Here is a 21849-nt window from a genome sequence, read left to right as displayed (position 1 = left end):
TCATCCTTTCTTAAACTTTTCCATCAGTCTGAAAATAGCAGGTAACACTATCATACAACCAACCATACAAGTTGCAGATCCGGCAACCATTATCCCGCCAAGAGAAGCAAGCCCTCTGTGATGAGCTAAAAGCAACCCTCCGAATCCGATCATAGTGGTGCAGAAACTGAGTCCGACTGCAACGGGAGTACTTGTGTCATAAAGTCTCTCGCCATTTGAAAGTTCTTTCCATCTGGCAAAAAAGTGAACACCTCCGTCAACCCCGATTGCTATAAGAATAGGTATCGCAAAGAAGTTAGCCAAGTTAAAACTGAGCCCCGTGACTCCCATCATTTCAAGCAGCCAGAAAATACCGACTACAAGCGGAATAAGAGTAAGCAGGACATAGCTTAGACTGAATGACGTTAAAAATAAAATTATTGAAACCAGTATAATTGTGACCACGGCGGCGTCTGTGAAAGTGTCCCGCATCAGCAGTGAAGATTCTAAGACAACAACCGGAACTCCTGTAACTATCGGGTCAATTTTTCTAAGGTCCGCAACAAAAGATTTGAGCAAATCAAAATCCCATATATTGCCGACCGGAGATATTTTAACCATATAGCTACCGTCTCGGCCTATATATAAAGAACGCAGATGTTCAGGAAGGTCATCAGGTTTTACTGAGCGAACTTCTAAAATTTCTTTAAGCCATTTAAATGAAGACGAAAGCTCGCTGACCAGTCCCGTCTGAAGCGGTACAAGATTTTGCGCAGACGCTGGATTCTTCTTTATAAGAGCCATACACTCTGAAGTTTTATCCAAAAGAGCTGAAACGAGCTTAAGTTCATCTTTAGCTCCGGCAGAAAATAATTTTTCCTCAAGCCCTTCAAGTGAATCAGTTAAACTTTCAAGTGAACTTAGAACCTGCTCAGGCTTAAGAGCGACAGGATCGGCGTTAAAGTCCATACCGTCTAAATACTTGGCTTCACCCCGTAAAATATGAGCTTTTTCCTTTTGACTTTCGGGCAGAAAATTTAAAATAGAATCAATCCGCCCGACAGAGGGAATTTCTTTTAATTGTTGTGTTAGAGCCTTTACACTTTCAAGGTCAGGCCGTGTCATAACTGCGAACCATGTTGATTCATCGGATTCGTTAATTATTTTATGTTCAAACTCAACTGACTCAAGACCTTTTGCCTGAAGATCAAGAAGATTATAGTTGAATCCGGCCTTCATCAACCCTGGAAAAGCTACAGCCGATAATATTACCGCGACAACAAGAACGGTTTTAGGACGGGAGATAACCTTTTCCATGAAGGGCATGGTCGTCATGCGCGGATGAGAAGACGGGAATAAATTCCGCCTGCCGGCAATGAGCAAAAGTGAAGGAAGAACCGTCAGCATGGAAATAAGGCAGAAAATGATTCCTGTTCCGCCGATGAGCCCAAGCTCTGCAAGACCTACAAATTCATGCCCGAGCACTGCGTAAAAAGCGCAGACTGAAGTTATTGCGCCGAGAAGAACGCCCGGTCCTGTATGTACCAATGATTCCCTGACGGCTTCATCAGGCGAAAGACCCGCTGCAGTACCTTCAACATAACGCAGCACAATATGAATACCGAAATCCACACCGATGCCGACAAGAACAAGCGCAAAAACAATAGATAAAAGATTAAGGCTACCCAGCGAGACCAGTGCAAAACCGAATGTCCACGCCATAGCGCAAAAAAGAGAAAGCATGACCAGCGCAGGTCTCAGCCAGCCGTGAAGAACTACCATAAACAGCAGCCCGACCAGCAGAACAGAGACAATCGAAGCAATAGTCATATCATTATTAGTCGTGATCATTTCATCAGCGGAAAGAACAGGTCTTCCGGTAAGTCCGGCACTGACATCTGGAAATTCTAAACGGGTCTGATCAAGTGATTCACGTACAATTTTAAGAGCCTGACCGATAACGGTCATTGCCGCAAAATCTTTTTTCGGCAGAATGCGCATAATCAGGAGTTTGCCGTTGCGGGTATAAAAATACTGCATTCCGGCTTTATCCAGATCCAGCACGGAATCTGAGCTCTTAAAAGAATCCGCCCCGTCTTTTAGAGCATTATCCATTTTCCCGACGAGCGAATCTAAAGCTCCTATCATCGGCGTGAGCATTTCAGGAGCTGTCGCGCCGCCCATATCTTTTTTACCGCTGAGCAGTTCTGCATTCATATCCAGAAACTTTGCCAGTCCCGGACCATTAAACCATTCATGTCCAAGCGGCCCTATATTACGGGCAAGTTTGACAAAATCATGCAGTTCGCTCTCCGAAGCGAACATGAGTACGCCCGGCCCCATATCTTTTGCAGACATGGCGTAATGAACTTCTTTAATTATATTAGGCTTTTTTTGAAGCTTATCGGCAAGAGACGTTGCAAAAAGAGCAGCCTGTTTTTTACCCTGCTCAGTCCCGCCTGTTTCAATAACCACGAACATGTATTCCTGATCACCGAAATTCTTAATCTGCTCAAGATTCCGTTTCTGGAAAGGAAGATTATGCGAAATAAGGTTATCCTGATCACTGTCCAGTTTAAGGTACAGCGCGGAGGAGACACCGCAAATAATGGCCAAAATAAGACCGCATATGACCACAGTCCCCGGGCATGTGCGAACCATGCGCCAAAGACCGAGTATCAAAAAATCTTGAACTTTTTTAAATATATCCACAGAAAATACGCCCGAAACGTTATAAAATATTCGGGTCTTTTCAATATGTTGAGAAGTTTAGGCAGCCATTATATTTTGCTGAAACTATTAAGAAGTACGAGCTGTACGAATCCCCAAATCTTTAACAGTTTTCCAGCCCGAACCTGTAATTTTATGAGCTTCTTTAAGCACTGCGTCCATTGCAGTAAGGAACTTATCTACATCTTCATCGTTAATCATTAACGGAGGAAGTATTTTAACAGTATCAAGACCGTGACCTGCGACCTGACTTAAAATATCATGTTTAGCAAGTAGCGGCATGGTTATCATCTGGCAGAATAAATCATCATTCATTTTATGGAGCAGCTTCCAGCTGGCTTTAAGAGCCAAAGACTTAGGCTCTCCGAACTGCATACCGATCATTAAACCCTTTCCGCGTACTTCAGTCAGCATTTCATACTTCTCAGCAAGCTTCTTCATACCGACAAGAATTCTGTCACCCATTTTTGCTGCATTTTCTGAAAGTTTTTCATTTTCAAGAATTTCGATTGTAGCAAGCCCCGCAGCCATAGCCATATCATTCTGGCCGAATGTATTTGAATGGGCAAAACACCTTTCCATTGAATCGAAAACCTTAGTGTGTATAGCACGGGTGGTAATAATCGCCCCGACAGGGATATATCCACCGGAAAGAGCTTTAGAGATAACGAGAATATCCGGTTTAACACCCCAGTTGTCTACTGCAAACATTTTACCTGTCCGGCCGAGACCGCACTGAACTTCATCGGCAATCATCAATGTTCCGTAACGGTCGCATAATTCGCGTACACCTTGGAGGTATCCGTCTTCCGGTACAAAAACTCCCTTTCCCTGCACGGTTTCAAATATAAATGCTCCGACATCTCCGCCGGAAAGAGCTTTTTCAAGAGCACCCAAATCATTAAAAGGAACGCTTGAACAGTCCGGCAGCAAGGGTTCATTTCTGTTTCTGAATTCTTTATTACCGTTAACAGAGAGCGAACCGAGAGTCAGACCGTGAAAAGCATGATCGCAATGAACAAGTTTGTGGCGGCCTGTTGCCTGCCGAGCAAATTTAAGAGCACCTTCAACACCTTCCGTTCCGGAGTTTGTAAAGAAGACAGCTTCAAGATCACCGGGAGCTATTTCCGCAAGCTTTTCAGCAAGCATCCCGGACAGTACTCCTAAATCCATCTGTACAAGGCTGGCGGTTTTCGCATCAAGAGTATCATGCAGAACTTTTGCGACATGAGGATGGTTACGGCCAATATTATAAACACCGAAACCGGCAAGAAAATCTAAAACTTTTTTACCGTTTGCATCTGTAAGGTATGCGCCTTCGGCGGACACATAATTCCGATCATATCCGATAACTTCAAGCACTCTTACAAAAGACGGATTAACAAATTTACGATGCAGAGTATAAGCCTCTGCAATTCTTGTTTTATATTTATTTACAATCTCAGAACTCATTATTTAAAACTCCACTATAAATTTAATATTTTTTTCTATTTAAAGAAACTTACGAAAAAATACTCTGCTTGCTCCCCGCGGTCAATCTCTTGCCAGTAATTTATAATATTGACAACAACATTGCCAAAACGGCTTTTGATCTGTAGATTTGCGCCGATATTTATGATTAAGAAAACAGGCTTAAATATAATTGCTGCCTGCAAAGGAGACTATAGATAATGGAGAAAGTCGTCAGGGCTGAAACAGCCGGATTTTGTATGGGAGTTGACCTTGCTTTAAACAAGTTAGACTCATTGATTGAAAGCAAGGACCGCGGATCTATATATATTTTAGGACCGATCATTCACAACCCGCAAGTTCTTGAAGAGTATGAAAAAAAAGGTGTGATTACAGCCGAATCTCCTGAAGAAATTCCTAAAGGTTCGTTTGCGGTCATCAGAGCTCACGGAGTTCCGCAAAATGTGGAAGAAGAACTCCGCGTACGTGGCATCAACGTAATTGATGCAACATGCCCTAAAGTTAAAAAAGCTCAACTTCTTATCAAACGTAACACAACAGACGGACGAGTCCTTTTGCTCTATGGAGAAGACAGCCATCCTGAAGTTAAAGGGCTTTTGAGCTATGCTCCATCAGGCACATGCCTTTTTGACAGCACAGAAGAACTCAAAGCCATAGAGCTGGACCCGAACAGAAGGTACTGTTTAGCAGCCCAGACCACTCAAGACCGCGTTATCTACGAAGAGATTATTAAATACCTTGAAAGCAAAGGTCTTGATGTAATTGTACTGAATTCCATATGTGATGCAACCCGTCAGAGACAGGAAGAAGCTATCGCTCTTTCCAGCGAAGTGGATCACATGATAGTTGTAGGCGGGCGCATCAGCGGGAACACCCGCAGATTAGTTCAGGTTGTCGAAACAGCAGGAATCAGATGCACTCATGTTGAAATGGCTGAGGAACTGCCGCTGGAAGAACTTAAAAAATTCAAGCGAATAGGACTTACAGCCGGCGCATCCACTCCAAAGCGTCTTGTCGACAGCATTCAGCAGATCCTTGAAGAAATTTAGTTTCAGTCGAATCAGCTGAAAACAGTTAAAATTAAAACAGCCCGCAATTTTTATTTAAATTGCGGGCTGTTTTTGTATTAATTCAACTTAAACAGATTCTATACATCTCGTCCCTTATCAATAACTGCCGGATTCCATGTGTAGGATTTAAACCCCTGCTTAAAAAACAGGGAATACAAAACCGGACACAAAATCAAAGTAAGCACGGTCGCAAACATTAAGCCGGACATAATGCAGTTAGCCATTGGCCGCCACATTTCTCCGCCTTGCAGTGACAGCGGAACCATTCCGATAATTGTAGTTGTTGCGGTCATAATAATCGGCCTTGCTCTTTCAAGCGAAGCAAGCACAATGGAGTCTGCCAGATCAATTCCTCTTTTACGCTGAATTTCAATTCTATCTATCAGCATAATCGCATTGTTAACAATAATCCCGAGCAGGCTGATCATTCCGAGCATAGGCATAAATCCGAAAGCGGAATTAGTGAGTAGCATTCCCGGAGTAATCCCGCACATCATAGGCGGCAGTGTCAAAAGGATAATAAGCGGCCGTCTGAATGAGTTAAACTGGAATATCAAAACCAGCACGAGCAGCCCCATTGCCAGCGGCATATTGGCAATGATTGAATCCTGACCTTCCTGACTTTTCTCAAACTCTCCGCCGTAAGCTACCGAGTACCCGACCGGCCAATCAGGAGACTTCATCATTTTTTCTATCTTCGGGCGCACGGCATTAATTGTCTGCATTGCAAAATAACCATCATATAAATCAGCTTTAACAGTCATTGTTCTGGTCTGATCTCTGCGGCGAATATCCGAAGGCTGCCAAACCAGTTCAGTCTTGGCAATCTGACTGAGCGGTACGCTTTTCCCGTCCTGATAAGAATAAATATTTAAACTCTCAAGCTTATCAAGTCTATTACGGAACGAATCTTCGCTTCGAAGTACAATCGGGATATTTATGTCCCCTTCACGATAAGTTGAAGCCTGATAACCGGACATTCCGGACTGTAAACTGAGTGCTACGTCGAAACTTGATAATCCGGATTCGCGCGCTTTATCCTGATCAACATCAACCTCCATCTTTTTGGCCCATTGCCCCCAGTCATCCCACACACGGGAAACTCCCGGAGTCTCCTCAAGGATATCCCCGATGTTATCCCTCAGCTTATAAAGCATCTTTTGATCAGGCCCGGAAAGACGGATTTGAACAGGTGCTCCGACAGGCGGGCCGTTCATTAATTTCTTAAGACTGAAATCAGCATCAGGGAAATTGTTCTTTAGACCAGACCGAACTCGTTCAATAACCTCATCAGCATCTTTCACGGTCTTGGTGTTGACTATAAAAGTCGCTAAATTATCATTACGCTGTTCAAGGTTAAGCGGCAGATACCATCTTGGTCCACCGGTTCCTATGAAGGTCCCGATACTTTCAACACCTTTGTCTGCCAGAAGAAACTTCTCAAGCTTTGCGGCTTCCTCAGCAGTTGTGGTAATGTCCGAACCGAATGGCTGCCAAAAATCAATTGTAAACTGCGCCCTTTCGTTAGGCGGAAAGAACATCTTCGGAACAAACTGGAATCCCCAGAAAGAAACAATACAAGCCGCCACAACCAGCCCGACAAATGCAGGCCGATGCTTTAGACACAAGAGCAACAGCTTTCTGTAAAGGTTGTATATCCGGCCGGAAAAGGTCTGAATTATTACCTTTGGTTTGAGTACATAATAACAAAGCATAGGAATCATAGTCATGGACAAAACCCATGAACACATCAGGGTCAGCGTAACCACCACAAATAGAGAAAAACAGTATTCACCGACTGTGCTTTCAGCCAGCGGAATGGGAAGAAAAGCAAAAATCGTTGTCAAAGAAGCGGCAAGCAGCGGCATCCAAAGTTCTGAAACAGCTCCTACAACGGCTTTCATCCGCTCTTCTCCGGCAGCAAGCTTTACTAAGATGGCCTCTGATACGACAACACCGTTATCAACCAGAATACCAAGTGAGATAATCAATGATGCAATTGATATTCGCTGTAATCCCACACCGAAAGTAGGCATCAATGAAATACATCCGAGCATCGCCATAGGAACCAGCGAACCGGCGACAAGCCCTGTCTTAAACCCTGCAAAAGCAAGAATAACGATTACAACAAACACAAATGATTCAAGCAGATTGATCATAAAATCGTTAACAGCTGTTTCAACATACTTCGGCTGATATACGACAATATTATAATCCATCCCTTGGTAAAGATTTGCGGAAAGCTGATTAAGCTTAGCTGTAACTCTCTTACCTAATTCCATAATGTTATCACCGTCTGCCATTGAAACAGCAAGCATAATAGCAGGCTTGCCATCATAACGGGTCATTACGGACGGAGGATCGGAAAAACCTCTGGAAACCTTTGTTACATCTGAAAGTTTCATACTGGACTTCATGCCTTCAACTCTCATTGAAAGAGAGGCAATATCATCCACAGATTTGAATTCTCCAGTCGGTTCAATATAGATTCTATCCGGTCCCACCTTAGATGAACCACTCGGCCTTATGGAATTTTGATTATTAATCATCTGCGCCAAAGCAAAAGGGCTCACCCCTGCCGAGGCCATGCGCGAATTGGAAAAGTCTATATATACTCTTTCATCCTGCAATCCCCAACGCTCGACCTTACCTACGCCTTTAACTGAAAGCAGTTCATCACGGGTATAATCTGCGACATCCTTGAGCTCACGGTACGAAAAACCGTCTCCAGTCAGCGCAACAAGGATGCCGAATACATCACCGAATTCATCATTAATAACAGGCGACTGCGCTTCGGACGGCAAAGTAGACTGTGCATCTGCTACTTTATTACGCAGTTTCTGCCATATGGGATCCATATTTTTGATTGAATCATTAAATTCAACTTCAATAATAGAGATACCCGTCATTGACTGAGAACGAACAACTTTTATATCGCTTAGTTCGCGTACCTTTTCTTCAAGTTTATCAGTGACAAGCTCCTCAACACGTTGCGGAGAAGCCCCTGGAAAAACGGTTGTTACAACGGCGGTTCGGATAACAAAATCAGGGTCCTCAGCCTTCGGGATACTCATAAAAGTCATTACTCCGCCAAGCGCAATGAGCAGAAATATGGCTATAGACGTGCGATTGTTTTCGATGCACCATTTTGCAATGTTCACGAAATCCCTCCGACTGTTTTAACCTTCATACCTTCTTTAAGGGAATGAACACCGCGCGTAACAACAGTCTCTCCTTTTTTTAAGCCATCTTTAATCATTACACCTAGAGAAGATAATGCACCGATCTCTACTTTCCGGGATTTAACAACATTTCCGTCCTCGACAACCCATACATATTTGCTGCCGTCAGGATCACCGACTATTGCGGAAGCCGGAACAAAAATATGAAGCTCTTCTGTACGGGATGCAAAATTCACATTTCCTGACATTCCACTACGCAGAAGCTTCCTTGAATTATTCAAATAAACTTTAACGGGGAAAGAAGCCCGCTGAGTCGCGCCGATGCCCACTTCCATAACAATGCCTTTCAGCGTTTCTCCGGGCAGTGCATCAAAAGTTACATCAACTTCCTCTCCTTCGCTAATCTGAGAAATCAAAGTATCAGGAAGAGAAATATTCATCTTCATCTGCCTACCTGCATTGAAAATGATTATACTCTGCCCAGATTGAACATTTTGGTGAATATTAACGTTCACTTTACTGACCCAACCATCAAAAGGAGCCTGCAAAGTAGTATACCCGGTTTTCTTACGGGCTATATCGAGCATTTTGGCAGTAGCATGCAGTTGGGCTTCCTTAGACTTGAAATCGGCAACAGCCTGATCGAGTTCACTTTTTGAGGTGACTTTGCGCTCATAAAGCTGAGTGACTCTTTTCACATCAGCTTTTGCAAAGGTATAATTTGCACGGACCTGCTCAAGCTGAGCTTCAATCTGATGAACTTCAAGTTCATAGTCAGATGGGTCAAGCTTAGCTATAATCTCTCCGGTTTTGAATTTTCTACCGATCTGATCCCCTGGAAAAGAAACAATTCTCCCGCTTACACGAAATGAAAGTTCAGATTCAAGAGCATCTTCTGCTGTACCGGAAAAAGACCACTGCCTTCCGGAGCGTGATTCGCCTACTTTTACAGTTTTTACAGGACGTATCACTTCTTCAACTGTAGCTTTTTTATTTTCACATCCAGATACAACTAAAAAAGTCATACACAGTATTATAAGCAATCTTTTTTTCATTTTATTATTCCCCGCAACACACAAAAGCGACAGCTCTTCTGCATAAAATTTCTATTATCTTTTCTATGTTTTCAGGAGTGTATTCATCCCAGCCAATCCTGAAAACAAATGCTTTCCGATTCACAAAATGGAGAGCCATACCCATCAGAGCATTACCTACAATTATACGCTCTTCTTCAGATACATCACTTCCCATTACAGCTGTAAGAAGTTCAGTCAGACTTAAAAATGACGGAGAAAAAAGACCCTCTTCAAGTAAATAATACAGCTCACTCGGGGCCGCCAGCTCTCGTATAATAATCAGAGCTATCCATACATTTTCCGTGTCGCCTACAATGCCTCTGATGAACTTTGTGAAAAACCAAGTTATCAAATCACTTTTTTTAAGTTGGCCGAGTTCAAGCATAGCTATCTGACTGCGAACCTCATCGATTGCAGGAAAAACTTCATGGGTCCGATTAACGGTATGACGCAATACAGCCTCGTAAAGTCCAAGCTTGCCTCCAAAGTGATATCCGACAGTCGCAAGATTAATTTGCGCTTCAACGGCGAGAATTCGCATGCTCACACCTCTAAAACCATTAAGAGCAAACAATCTGGCTCCGACCTGTATAAGCCGCTGCCTAGTATCTTCTCCTCTCCCCATCTTACTGTTCTGCTTCTTCGATATATTCGTCATTTTGTACCTCTTACTCGTTATATTTCAGAGCAATGTAATGACATCACAGACCAAAGTCAAACGTTTGTTTAAAACTTTCGTTTAATTTATATTGATGCCTATTGATTACTATGAGTGACTACTTAACTCTTTCAATATGAATCTAAATAAATTATCAAAAAAAATCTGATCAGCCTGATTAAACAGACAAAAAGGAGAAAAAGATGAAAGCTCTTATAGTTATAGATATGCAGCAAGGTGTATTTGCTAAAAAAAGATATGATGACGTGAATATAATTAAGCGGATTAATCAACTTATAGATAAGGCGCGAGAAAAAGACATTCCTGTCATTTTTATCCGCCACAACACCCCAAGAGAAGCTGCACTTAAATACGGCTCTGACGGTTGGCAGATCCTTCCTGACATGCACAAAAAAGATCAGGATACTATCGTTGAAAAAACATGCTGTGATGCTTTTTGCAAAACAGATCTTGAAGATCAGCTAGTCAAACTTGGTGTGAAAGAATTAATTGTAACTGGATGCTGCACAGACTTCTGCCTAGACACGACAGTACGCGTCGCAGCCAGTAAAGGCTTTGAGGTTACAGTTGTTTCAGACGCACACACAACTGCTCAAAAGCCTTATCTTGAAGCACAGATTATAATAGAGCATCATAATTTTGTCTGGTCGGAAATGGATACACCGCACCCCATAAAGGTTTGCCCTGCTGCTGAAATTTTCTAAAAAAACAGCCCCGCATAAAATATGCGGGGCTGTTTTGTAATACTATCCTATTTAATTTTGCATCAGCACACTATTAACTGATTCTAGTCGTCTCAAGCACAGCGTCGATGGTTTTGAGCCTGTTTAAAGCGCGGTGCAAATGCCCCAGATCTCGGACTTCCACAGTGAATTCCAGCAGTGAAATACCGTCCACGTCAGATTTAAATGAGCCGGAATCAATATTCACATCCTGCTCAGCCAGAACTGAACATATCCTTGCAAGCAATCCTTTGATGTTTTTGCAACGGATACTTATCTGCGCAGGATGAGAGGTTTCTTCCTGCCCGCCTGACCATGAAACACTTAAGAGACGCTCTTCTTCCAGACTTTTTACATTCGGACAGGAGGCCGTATGAATAATCACTCCGCGCCCACGGCTGATATACCCTATGATAGGTTCACCCGGCAGCGGAGTACAGCATCCGGCAAACCGGATAAGAACGTTATCAACTCCTTCAATTTCAATAGAGTTGGCAACCTTTTGATTTTTCTCTTCTTCAGTCGTCTGCGGCTCATGAAGCACAGCCTCTTCCGGTTCCCCTTCAATATTATTAATTACCGCATAAAGGCGACGCAAAATTTTATTGGGGGTAATCCGTGAATAGCCGATGTTTGAAAGCAGATCATCAACTGAACCGCATGAGAATTCATCCGCAAGCATTACAAAATAACCGTCTTTGATTGCTTTCGGAACATTAAGGTTCATGCGGCGGCCTTCTTTCTCAAGCATTTCTTTAGCAAGAGTTATAGAATGCGCTCTTTCTTCTGTCCTGATATAATGCTTGATGCGGGTACGCGCTTTTGCTGTCTTTACAAACTTAAGCCAGTCGTGACTCGGCTTGCGCTTCTTGTCAGTGAAAATTTCAACGGTATCACCGTTTTTAAGGGCAGTTGTAAGCGGGACAAGCCTGCCGTTAACTTTTGCGCCGGTACAATGGTTTCCTACATCGGTATGAATCGAGTAAGCAAAGTCAACAGGTGTAGCCCCGTCCGGCAGTTCCTTAATATCACCGCCCGGAGTGAAAATATAAACTTCTTCAGTAAACAGGTCGAACCGGAGTGAAGACATAAATTCACGAGGATCTTCAAGTTCGCGCTGCCAGTCCATAATCTGCCTGAGCCATGAAAAACGCTCGGCATCTCTATTCTGTTTTGATGCACTTACACCGGACTCTTTGTACTGCCAATGCGCGGCAACACCATATTCAGCAACCTTCTGCATTTCTTCAGTACGTATCTGAATTTCGATGCGCTCCCCTTCGGGACCGACAACAGTAGTATGCAGACTCTGATACATATTGGCTTTAGGAATGGAAATATAATCTTTAAAACGCCCTGCAACCGGCATCCACATGGAATGAACAAGCCCGAGGACGGCATAACATTCCTTAACAGATTCTACGACAACCCTGAAAGCGATTATGTCATGAACTTCTTCAAGCTTGAGATCCTGACGAACCATTTTGTTATAGATGCTGTACTTATGCTTAGTTCTTCCGGTAATAGAACCTTTCAGCTCGTTACTTTCCAGAACATCATGCAGCAGCCCGAGCACCTTATCAATGTACTCCTTACCCAGAGTATGCTGGCGTTGAAGTCCGTCGGTAATATTCTGATAAATATCAGGTTTCAAATAATAAAGGCACAGATCTTCAAGCTCGCGTTTGACCATATACAGCCCGAGTCTGTTGGCCAGCGGAGAATAAATATCAAGAGTTTCCTGGGCTATTAACAGCTGTTTATAGCTTTTCTGAAAATCAAGTGTGCTCATATTGTGCAAACGGTCAGCAAGCTTAACCATAAGCACGCGAATATCTTCAGCCATAGCCAGAATCATTTTACGAATATTTTCGGCTTTGGCGATTGCTTTGGACTCAAAATCCATCATCCCGATCTTGGTCACACCATCAACAATATCCGCAACCTCTTCTCCGAAAAGATCCGCGATATCATCAATTGTTGTATCGGTATCTTCAACGGTGTCATGCAGAAGACCGGCGGCCACAGTCGGCTCATCCATTCTCATATCAGCTAAAATTTTCGCAACATGAAGCGGGTGAGACAAATAAGGCTCGCCCGAAAGACGCACCTGTCCCTCGTGAGCACGCGCGGAGAAAACATACGCTCTCCGAATGAGATCCAAATCAGGATCATCTATATAAGTACTGACTATGTCAGTGATTTCATTAATTCTTATCATATTATTGCTGCATCCTGATCTTCGTCTGGGAAGCTGTCGGTATCCACCAACGGTTTGCATTGTAGTCGAGCCCGGCTGGTTCTATCTTCAATCCTTTTATACGGCTCTTATATATCGGGAGTGCCATCGGCACATACAGAAAACAATACGGCTGTTCTATGTGCAGTATTTCCTGGATGCGATCGTAAATTTTCTTCCGTTCTGCCTGATCTAAAGTAGTCCGCCCTCTTTCGAGCAAATCATCTACTTCCGGGTTACGATATTTTGTAATATTAAGTCCACCGGCCACGGCCTTGGAAGAGTGCCATACATCATAAATATCCGGATCTTGAAGAATGGTCCAACCGAGGATGATGGCATCAAACTGACTTTTATTAACAAATTCATTGATAAAGGCTGCCCATTCCACCGTTCTTATTTTAACCTCAATCCCTACATTCTTAAGACGATTCTGAATAATTGTTGCAGTCTTAATTCGCAAGGAATTTCCCTGATTTGTCAAAATAGTAAAGGAAAAAGGAACTCCGTCGCGGTCAAGAATACCATCGCCGTCAGTGTCGGACCATCCGGCTTCTTTCAAAAGCTCTATCGCTTTATCAGGATGATATCCGTACGGAACAAGTTTAGTATTATATACCCAAGTACCCGGTTTATAAGGTCCGATTGCCGGATACCCGAGTCCTAAAAGTACTCCTTTAACTATCTCCTCTTTATCAATAGCGTAGGAAAGAGCCTGTCTAACCCTGATATCTTTAAACATCGGCCTGTCTAAATTATAGCCGAGCCATGCATACCCGAAAGAAAGAAATTTAAATTTCTGAAAATCTTTTTCCCAGCTTTTGCCCTTAGTTTGGAAGAGATACTGTTCAGGAGTCAGCCCCATGTCATCCAGCTTTCCAGTTTTAAGCTCAAGAAACTGAGTTGAAAGATCAGGGATAATTCTGTACACAATTTCATCAATATAAGGTCTTCCTTCAAAATAATCATCATTGGCTTCAAGTACAACCCTCTGACCGGGAATCCATTCTTTAAGTTTATACGCACCAGCCCCGATCGGAGCACGGGCATAACGTGTTTCAGTCAAATTTTCGTGTTCAAGCAGATGTTTGGGTAAAATAGGAAGTGCCCATGTAACAAGTGATCTGGCAAAGACCTTGTCATAAGTTACTTCAAATGAATATTTACCGGTAAGTTTGAATTCTTTAATATTCTGATAGTCAGAGGCGTAAGCTGTAGGCGTTTCAGGATCTATCATCAATTTATATGTAAATTCAACATCTTCTGCGGTAAGGGGAACTCCGTCTGTCCATCTTATATCGTCGCGCAAAGTAAATTTTAAGAGTTTTCCACCATCAAGGACCTCAAAAGATTTTGCAGCCTCAGGCACTAATTCAATATCTTTGTTGTACTTTAGCGGAGAAACAAATATCTTACTTTCAATGGTGCTACTTGCGCTGTCCGTCGATAATGGAGGAATAAGGTTTATAGGCTCCGCAATAAGCGGCTCCGTAAGTCTCCCTCCATACACAGGTTCACTCTTTTCGATTGATGTTACAGAGCTATTTGTGCTAGTAGTTCTTTTTTTTGCATTCTGGTCAGGAGTTTGCCCGCATGATGACAATAAAAGACAGCTTGATAAGATAAAACAGACTATACTTCTAAGCATGTTTCCCTTGTTTTTTTGTAGAAAATATTTGATAAAATTATATAAACTGCTACTAATGTTCAGTATGTACTAATGTTATTGAAAAGCCAAGCAATGTATAGCTGCGGATTGACCAAAAACATTTTTTACTTTACGCAAGCACCGTAACAAGCAAAAATTTGAAAGAAATATACTATAAACAATATAACCTGTTATGAAATTACTTACTAACGATAGGGTTCGGGGGTCCAAGTAAGGATGTCTCAAAATGAAGAAGCAGTAGTAAAAAAAATACTCAAGGATTTTGTATCACATACCGTTCCGGAATATATTCTGGACGGTTCTCGTAATATTGTAAATTCAGGTGGAGTCCAGAAGTTAGATTTAAATAAACGAGAAAGATACTGGGATGTAGATGCATCCATTCAAGGTGATGATTTCCAGATTTATACATCAGAGTTAGGACTTAATCTGGCTGAAGAAAATATTAATCATTATTGCAATTGCCCGGACTCATATTCCGGCGTCTGTAGACATGTCGGAGCCGTCGCCTTAAAACTTTTACTGACACTTGATACAGAAGAAGAAAAAGCTGAATCAATTAAACAGGCTGACTGGCGTCAAAACTTCAGATCATTCTTTTCTACAGAACTAGAGCCGGAGGCCGGCAAACATTACATCATTTATCGCATGTATCCAGAACCGGAAAGATTGCAAGTATCATTTTTCAGAGCAAGACAAAACAAATCCGGTTTGTCACAAGTTCAAAATGAAATAGATCTCGAAAGCATTATAGCTAATCCTGACTGGAGCGAAACATCTCCGAACCTTCCGCTGGTTGCGGAACAGATCGGCCATTTTCTTGACTACCGCGGGCATAGAGTTGATATCCCGGCAGGCCTTCATGCGTGGTTTTTCCGGTCTGTTAAAGATGAATACTACATGTTCCTGCGTGACACTGATATTCCCATCAGGATTGAAAGCAGAACAATGCAGCTTAAGCTGTCCCCTCAACTTGCGGACGAAGGGCTTAGCTTTGATATTCTGCTATCTGATGAAGGTAAGCCTCCTTTCTCCATTATGGATGATGACGAGGTCTTCTTTTACGGCAGACTGCCTCTGTGGGTTTACTGGAAACACGGCTTCTACCCGGTCCAGACAACTTTAGACCCTAAACTTGTTCAAGAAATGAGAATTCAGAATCCCGTAATTCCTCCGGGAGACATTCCTGAATTTCTTGACCGCGTTTGGACCCAGATTCCTGTTTCCGATCTTTATGATCACGAGGAATTTCTTGAAAAGATGCAGCCGTTCTTTGTGCCGGCAACTTTCAATCCTAAGCTTTACCTGAACGAGGAAGGAAGCCTGCTCACCATCAGAATCGATAACGTATACGAGACTGAACACGGTGAAGTAAGCATGTCCGAACCTAATCCTGATTTACAGACAGGAAGTTACAAAGACGGTGATAAATCTTATCTGGTCCGCCGCGCTCAGGAAGAAGAAGCTCTGCTTTTCTCCGAACTGAGAGATATGGGTTTCCAGCCGCGAAACAATTCCATTTGGTTCATGGAACAGGAAGCTGCAATCACCTTCCTGCTTGATTTTTATCCGCAGCTTGTTGAAGCGTATAGAATTTACGGTGAAAAGAACCTTACCCGCTACAAAGTAAGACTTACTAAACCGCAGATTATTGCTGAAATCGACACAGATGATGACAATAAGTGGTTCAACCTCGATATTACTGTCGAGTACGATGACCAGCGTGTCCCTATAGACAAAATCTGGGAAGCATGGAGTCAGGGTAAACGGTATGTTCAGCTTAAAGACGGATCATACACAAGCCTTCCAGAGTCATGGCTCAAAAAACTGAGCCACAAACTCAAAGCTCTCGGCTATGACCCGGATCAGCCACCAAGAGCTACGTATGAACAGTACGAAACCCCCGTTCTGGACAAAATTATTGAAGATCTTCCAAATACCAGAACAGACGAACAGTTTGTTAAACTGAGAGAAAAAATTCATAATTTCGAAGAGATAAAACAGCTGGAACCTCCACTGGGACTCGACGCTACCTTGCGCCCGTATCAGCTTCAGGGATTAAGTTACTTGAACTTCCTGCGTGAATATCACTTCGGCGGAATTCTGGCGGATGAAATGGGACTTGGTAAAACCATTCAGACCCTTTCTTTCCTCCTGTCTCTTTACGAAAGAGATATCAAGGGGCCGAACCTTATTATCGTTCCGACTTCAGTTCTTCCCAACTGGGAACGTGAAGCTAAAAAATTTGTTCCACAGATGTCAGTTTTGACAATCTATGGTTCAAGACGTGAAGACCTGTTCAAGCAAATCAGCACGTCCAACATAGTTATTACAACTTACGCATTACTGCGTAGAGACCTTGATGAACTGCTTAAGCAGGAATATACCTCGGTAATTCTTGATGAAGCACAAAATATAAAAAACCCGAATACCATAACCGCAAAGTCTGTTCGTCAGCTTAAATCTGATATGAGACTCTGTCTTTCAGGTACTCCGATTGAAAATAATTTATTTGAACTATGGTCCTTATTCGAGTTCCTTATGCCCGGATTTCTCAGCTCGCAGCATGCTTTCCAGCGCGGCATAATTAAACCGATAAAAGACGGCGATGAAGAAGCTCTTGAGTACCTGCGTACCAGAGTAAAACCGTTCATTCTTCGCAGAACTAAATCTGAAGTAGCTAAAGATCTTCCGCCGAAGATCGAAACTGTTCATTACTGCGACCTTATCGAAGAGCAGCGTGACCTTTACAACGCTCTGGCAAAACGCCTTAAAGATCAGGTTCTCAAAGATGTTGACGAAAAAGGTATGGCGAAAAGCCAGATGTCTATCCTTGATGCGCTTCTCAAACTCAGACAGATCTGCTGTCACCCGAGACTGCTCAAGCTGGACATGCCCGGTTTTTCAACCAACCTGCCGTCAGGTAAATTTGATGCATTCAAAGACCTTATCTTTGATATAGTTGAAGGCGGACATAAAGTTCTTGTCTTCTCACAGTTTGTACAGATGCTTCATGTCATCCGCTCATGGCTGACAATTAAAGAAATACCGTTCACCTATCTTGACGGTTCCAGTAAAGACCGTTTTGAGCAGGTTGACAAATTTAACGACAGTCCGGATATCCCGATCTTCCTGATATCCCTGAAAGCAGGAGGAACAGGTTTGAACCTGACTTCTGCTGACTATGTAATTCACTATGACCCATGGTGGAACCCTGCTGTAGAAAATCAGGCAACTGACCGTACTCATCGTATCGGGCAGAAGAGACAGGTTTTTGCATATAAAATGATCTGTCAAAACACAGTTGAAGAAAAAATTCTTAAACTGCAGGAAATGAAAAAGAGTGTTGCGGACGCAATTATTCCAGGCCAGTCCGCTCTTAAATCTCTCACTCGCGATGACCTTGAAATGTTATTTGAAATTTAAGCTTCACCTAGCTTATTCATAACTCAAATATATAAACCCTCCGAGCTCTTTAAACAGGACTCGGAGGGTTTATTATAGAATTTAATATGCAAGCGGAATAAAACTTAGTATTCTTCTTCAATCACATTTCCTAAATCCAGGAGCAACCTATGGCCAGCAATGAGAAAATCTCAATAATCGCTTTTGTTGATAGTCCTGAACCATATAAAAAATCCAAATTAATCAGTGAATTTAATATAAAATACTGCTCAACTTTAGATAATTTTATTCACGAAGTTCTGGAAGAAAAGTTTACAGGATTGATTCTAGATATTCAAAAAGTAATGAGAACACCGGCTTATGCAAGAAATAGAATTTTCTCTGTTGCAGCAAACCGTTCACTTATAAGAACTAAAGTTGAATCCGATAAAGTAGTTTTCGTCGATGATCTGTCAAATTTCAAACAATGTTGTATAGATAGCAACTGTATCATGACCCGTATAAATGAACGGGTAAAAATAAATATTCCAATACGGATCAGTTCTGAAAACGACCCTGCAATGGCTAACAGCTTTGCAGGAATCATACAAAATATTTCAGCATCAGGCTGCTTTATAAGCACTACAGCTGATATTTTCGATCAGGATTTTTTACATCTCAAATTTACTGATCTATCAAACAAACTACCTATATATGCTGGAATTCGCTGGATTAAATCTACAGATGACAATATGGAAGGAGTCGGTGTAAAGTTCATAACCATAGAACCTGAACAATTCTCTGAATTACAGCAGAAATATATTACGCCGAACTTGAAATCAAACGATTCCTAACTTATTAATTCAGCATTACAAGGCAAGCAATAAAGGGACGCATGAAAAAAGACAGCTCGTTAATGGTCTGCGTAGTAAGATCAATAATACAGATTGCCTTTTTAACCGGGCTTCTCCACGGATGTGCACTCTTCGGCAATCCCATAAACAATGCAATTGAGCTGAGCAGTGAAAAACAATACGATAAGGCAGTTCAACTGTTAGACAATGTTATTGAATCTGATGCATCAGACATAACAAAAGCGCAGGCTTTCATGCTTCGAGGTAAAAATTATACCAGCTTGCATGAATATAAATATGCGTACCGCGATTTGCAGGTAGCGTGGAAAATATCATGCGAAATTTATCAAAATTATCCTGAGCATAAATTGCTCCCCAAGACTGCCGATTCTAACTCAACTGACACAAAGCCTTCACACTCCACGTTTCATCCGGCATATGCCTGTGTGGAAACAATTCCGATATTGCTCGACAATTTGAAACCGTTTACAAGCGATTTTGCAGCAATAATGGCAACGCAGGAGGCGTCCAAAATTATTAAAGAAATGTTTCCGTCACTACCTAAGTGACAATTACAGGACTAATTACAACAGATTAAAAGTATTAACAAAATTAAATATACATTTCATAAATAGCGGCATAAAATATAATATTAATACTGGCGTAGCCAGAATCTTGAACTTAATAAATATTTTTTATAAATAATCAATTAATTCAAGGTTCAGACTCTACAGGTATGCAATTTGTCTTTATTCATATTGACATTTATTGCTACCATCCATAAATGCCGTTTTTCAATAGGTGAGAAACAGTTTATCCATTAAACTATCCGGCACGGGGGCATCCCCGATTCACTTTTCATATGGAGGATTTATGAGTGACCAATACACTGGAAAGATGGACCGCTGAAAGGTCTACAGAACTCTACGGCGTCCGCGAATGGGGCGCTGGATTCTTCGGCATCTCCGATAACGGAGATCTTCAGGTTTCTGCCAACCCGGGTCATTTTGACAATGCGGTAAGCATACCGGAGATAATCGCCGGCATTCAAGAACGCGGATTGGACATGCCTGTCCTTCTGCGAATCGAGAATATCCTCGACACCCAGATATCCCTGCTTAATGAAAGTTTTCTTTCAGCCATCGACAGCCTCGGCTATCGCGGGTCATATCTCGGGGCATACCCAATTAAAGTTAATCAGCAGCAACAGGTTGTTGAAGCTGTAACGCGCCACGGTGAAAAATATCACCACGGCCTCGAAGCAGGAAGTAAAGCAGAACTCATCGCGGCCATGGGCATGATGCGTGATACTGAAGCTGTACTTATCTGCAACGGATATAAGGATGAAGAATTTATAGACCTTGGTTTACATGCAACCCAGCTCGGCTTTAAGTGCGTTATGGTTGTCGAGATGCCAAGTGAACTGGCCCTCATAATTGAACGTTCCAAAGCAAAAGGTGTAAAGCCTATTCTCGGAGTGCGTGTCAAACTTTCCGCTCAAGCAAACGGCCTCTGGTCGGAATCCGGCGGAGACCGCTCCATCTTCGGACTCAACGCAACTCAAATTATTGATGTAATCGATCGTCTAAGTGAAGCGGACATGCTCGACTGTCTGCAACTGCTGCACTATCACCTTGGTTCACAGATCCCGAATATCCGCGATATCCGCGGAGCGGTATCAGAAGCAAGCCGTGTTTACGCAGGACTGGTCGGTGAAGGCGCAAACATGCGTTACCTCGACCTCGGCGGCGGTCTGGCTGTTGACTATGACGGAACTCAGACCAACTTCATGAGCAGCCGTAACTACACTGTAAACGAGTACTGCGTTGACGTTGTTGAAGGCGTAATGACCGTGCTCGACGAACAGGGAGTTGATCATCCGACTATTGTTACTGAATCAGGACGTGCTGTTGTAGCCTACTACTCAATGCTCCTTTTCAACGTGCTTGATACAGCTCGCTTTGAACCGGAGCCGTTGCCGGAAGAGCTTCCTGAAGAAACAAATATTCATATTCAGCACTTATTTGAAGCGTTGAAATCTCTTAACCTGCGTAATATTCAGGAATGTTTTAACGATAGCCTGTATTATCGCGATGAAGTCCGGCAGGCGTTCAGCGCTGGAAGGATTTCCTTCAGAGAACGCGCTATGGGTGAAAATGTCTTTTGGGAGACAATCCGCCGCATAGCTATTCTGACAAAGGATCTGCCTACTCTGCCGCATGAACTTGAAGGCATAGTACACGCTCTTTCAGATATATATTACTGTAACTTCAGTGTCTTTCAATCTCTGCCGGATGCTTGGGCAATAGGACAGCTATTCCCCATTATGCCGGTACATCGGTTGAATGAAAGACCCACGCGTGAAGGAATTCTCGCCGACATAACATGCGACTGTGATGGTAAAATCGACAGATTCATCGACAGTCAGGGTGTTAAAAAAACAATGCCGCTGCATGAGTTGAAAGAAAGTGACGAGTACTACCTCGGAGCTTTTCTTGTCGGAGCTTATCAGGAAACACTCGGCGATTTGCATAATCTGCTGGGCGATACTAATATCGTGACAGTAAGAATACGCGAAAATGGCGAGTTCGACTTTATCGGTGAAATGGAAGGAGACACGGTTGAAGAAATTCTGACTTATGTAGAATACGATACCAAATACCTTCTGACCCGTTTCCGCGAGACTGCTGAGAATGCTGTGCGCAAGGGGCTCATAACCCCGGCACTACGCAGAGAAATTCTTCAAGCTTACAAAATAGGCTTGCAGGGATACACTTACTTCGAAAGATAAACTA

13 protein-coding genes are annotated in these 21849 nt (G+C 42.6%); 6 read left to right on the top strand and 7 right to left on the bottom strand.

Going from position 1 to position 21849, the window contains the following annotated elements:
- Complete coding sequence (locus tag B9N78_RS16810; protein WP_245805580.1) at positions 1-2691, bottom strand: MMPL family transporter; 2691 nt, start codon at positions 2689-2691, stop codon at positions 1-3.
- A gap of 87 nt (positions 2692-2778) precedes the next feature.
- On the bottom strand, positions 2779-4161 hold the full coding sequence (locus B9N78_RS16805; protein ID WP_085104447.1) for an aspartate aminotransferase family protein: 1383 nt from the start codon (positions 4159-4161) through the stop codon (positions 2779-2781).
- Positions 4162-4379: 218 nt separating this feature from the next.
- Between B9N78_RS16805 and ispH the strand changes: the two genes are divergently transcribed.
- Complete coding sequence (gene ispH, locus B9N78_RS16800; RefSeq protein WP_085104445.1) at positions 4380-5228, top strand: 4-hydroxy-3-methylbut-2-enyl diphosphate reductase; 849 nt, start codon at positions 4380-4382, stop codon at positions 5226-5228.
- Positions 5229-5326: 98 nt separating this feature from the next.
- Here the strand turns inward: ispH and B9N78_RS16795 are convergent, their stop codons facing one another.
- From B9N78_RS16795 to B9N78_RS16785, 3 genes are read right to left on the bottom strand one after another with little or no spacing between them, the layout of a single operon-like run.
- On the bottom strand, positions 5327-8410 hold the full coding sequence (locus B9N78_RS16795) for an efflux RND transporter permease subunit (RefSeq protein ID WP_085104443.1): 3084 nt from the start codon (positions 8408-8410) through the stop codon (positions 5327-5329).
- Positions 8407-9486, bottom strand: coding sequence for an efflux RND transporter periplasmic adaptor subunit (locus B9N78_RS16790; RefSeq protein ID WP_085104441.1), 1080 nt, complete (start codon positions 9484-9486; stop codon positions 8407-8409). The genes B9N78_RS16795 and B9N78_RS16790 overlap by 4 nt, the downstream gene beginning before the upstream one ends.
- 4 nt (positions 9487-9490) lie before the next feature.
- The gene (locus B9N78_RS16785; RefSeq protein WP_085104439.1) at positions 9491-10165 is read right to left on the bottom strand and encodes a CerR family C-terminal domain-containing protein; all 675 of its coding nucleotides are present in this window, start codon (positions 10163-10165) and stop codon (positions 9491-9493) included.
- Positions 10166-10368: 203 nt separating this feature from the next.
- Here B9N78_RS16785 and B9N78_RS16780 point away from each other — a divergent pair, with 203 nt between their 5' ends.
- Positions 10369-10890, top strand: a complete 522-nt coding sequence (locus B9N78_RS16780) for a cysteine hydrolase family protein (RefSeq protein WP_085104437.1) — start codon at positions 10369-10371, stop codon at positions 10888-10890.
- A gap of 73 nt (positions 10891-10963) precedes the next feature.
- Here the strand turns inward: B9N78_RS16780 and B9N78_RS16775 are convergent, their stop codons facing one another.
- Together B9N78_RS16775 and B9N78_RS16770 are read right to left on the bottom strand one after the other, a co-directional pair.
- Positions 10964-13129: a RelA/SpoT family protein gene (locus tag B9N78_RS16775; RefSeq protein WP_085104435.1), complete on the bottom strand. Its 2166-nt coding sequence runs from the start codon at positions 13127-13129 to the stop codon at positions 10964-10966.
- Between the two features lies 1 nt (position 13130).
- A complete protein-coding gene (locus B9N78_RS16770) occupies positions 13131-14795 on the bottom strand; it encodes a peptide-binding protein (RefSeq protein WP_085104433.1) in 1665 nt (554 codons plus the stop codon).
- A gap of 237 nt (positions 14796-15032) precedes the next feature.
- On the opposite strand from B9N78_RS16770, the gene B9N78_RS16765 reads away from it, so the two are divergent.
- The 4 genes from B9N78_RS16765 (at position 15033) to speA (ending at position 21845) form a co-directional block, all read left to right on the top strand.
- Positions 15033-18242: a DEAD/DEAH box helicase gene (locus B9N78_RS16765; protein ID WP_085104432.1), complete on the top strand. Its 3210-nt coding sequence runs from the start codon at positions 15033-15035 to the stop codon at positions 18240-18242.
- Positions 18243-18391: 149 nt separating this feature from the next.
- Positions 18392-19054 carry a PilZ domain-containing protein gene (locus B9N78_RS16760; RefSeq protein ID WP_085104430.1) on the top strand — a complete coding sequence of 221 codons (663 nt, stop codon included), beginning with the start codon at positions 18392-18394 and terminating at the stop codon, positions 19052-19054.
- 41 nt (positions 19055-19095) lie between these two features.
- Positions 19096-19623: a tetratricopeptide repeat protein gene (locus B9N78_RS16755; RefSeq protein WP_085104428.1), complete on the top strand. Its 528-nt coding sequence runs from the start codon at positions 19096-19098 to the stop codon at positions 19621-19623.
- A gap of 308 nt (positions 19624-19931) precedes the next feature.
- On the top strand, positions 19932-21845 hold the full coding sequence (gene speA / locus B9N78_RS16750; RefSeq protein WP_085104426.1) for a biosynthetic arginine decarboxylase: 1914 nt from the start codon (positions 19932-19934) through the stop codon (positions 21843-21845).
- Positions 21846-21849: the final 4 nt, after the last annotated feature.

This window comes from Desulfovibrio gilichinskyi, assembly GCF_900177375.1.
GTDB lineage: Bacteria > Desulfobacterota > Desulfovibrionia > Desulfovibrionales > Desulfovibrionaceae > Maridesulfovibrio > Maridesulfovibrio gilichinskyi.
The sequence above is the reverse complement of the archived record's forward strand: the minus strand, read 5'-3'. Positions and strand labels throughout refer to the sequence as shown.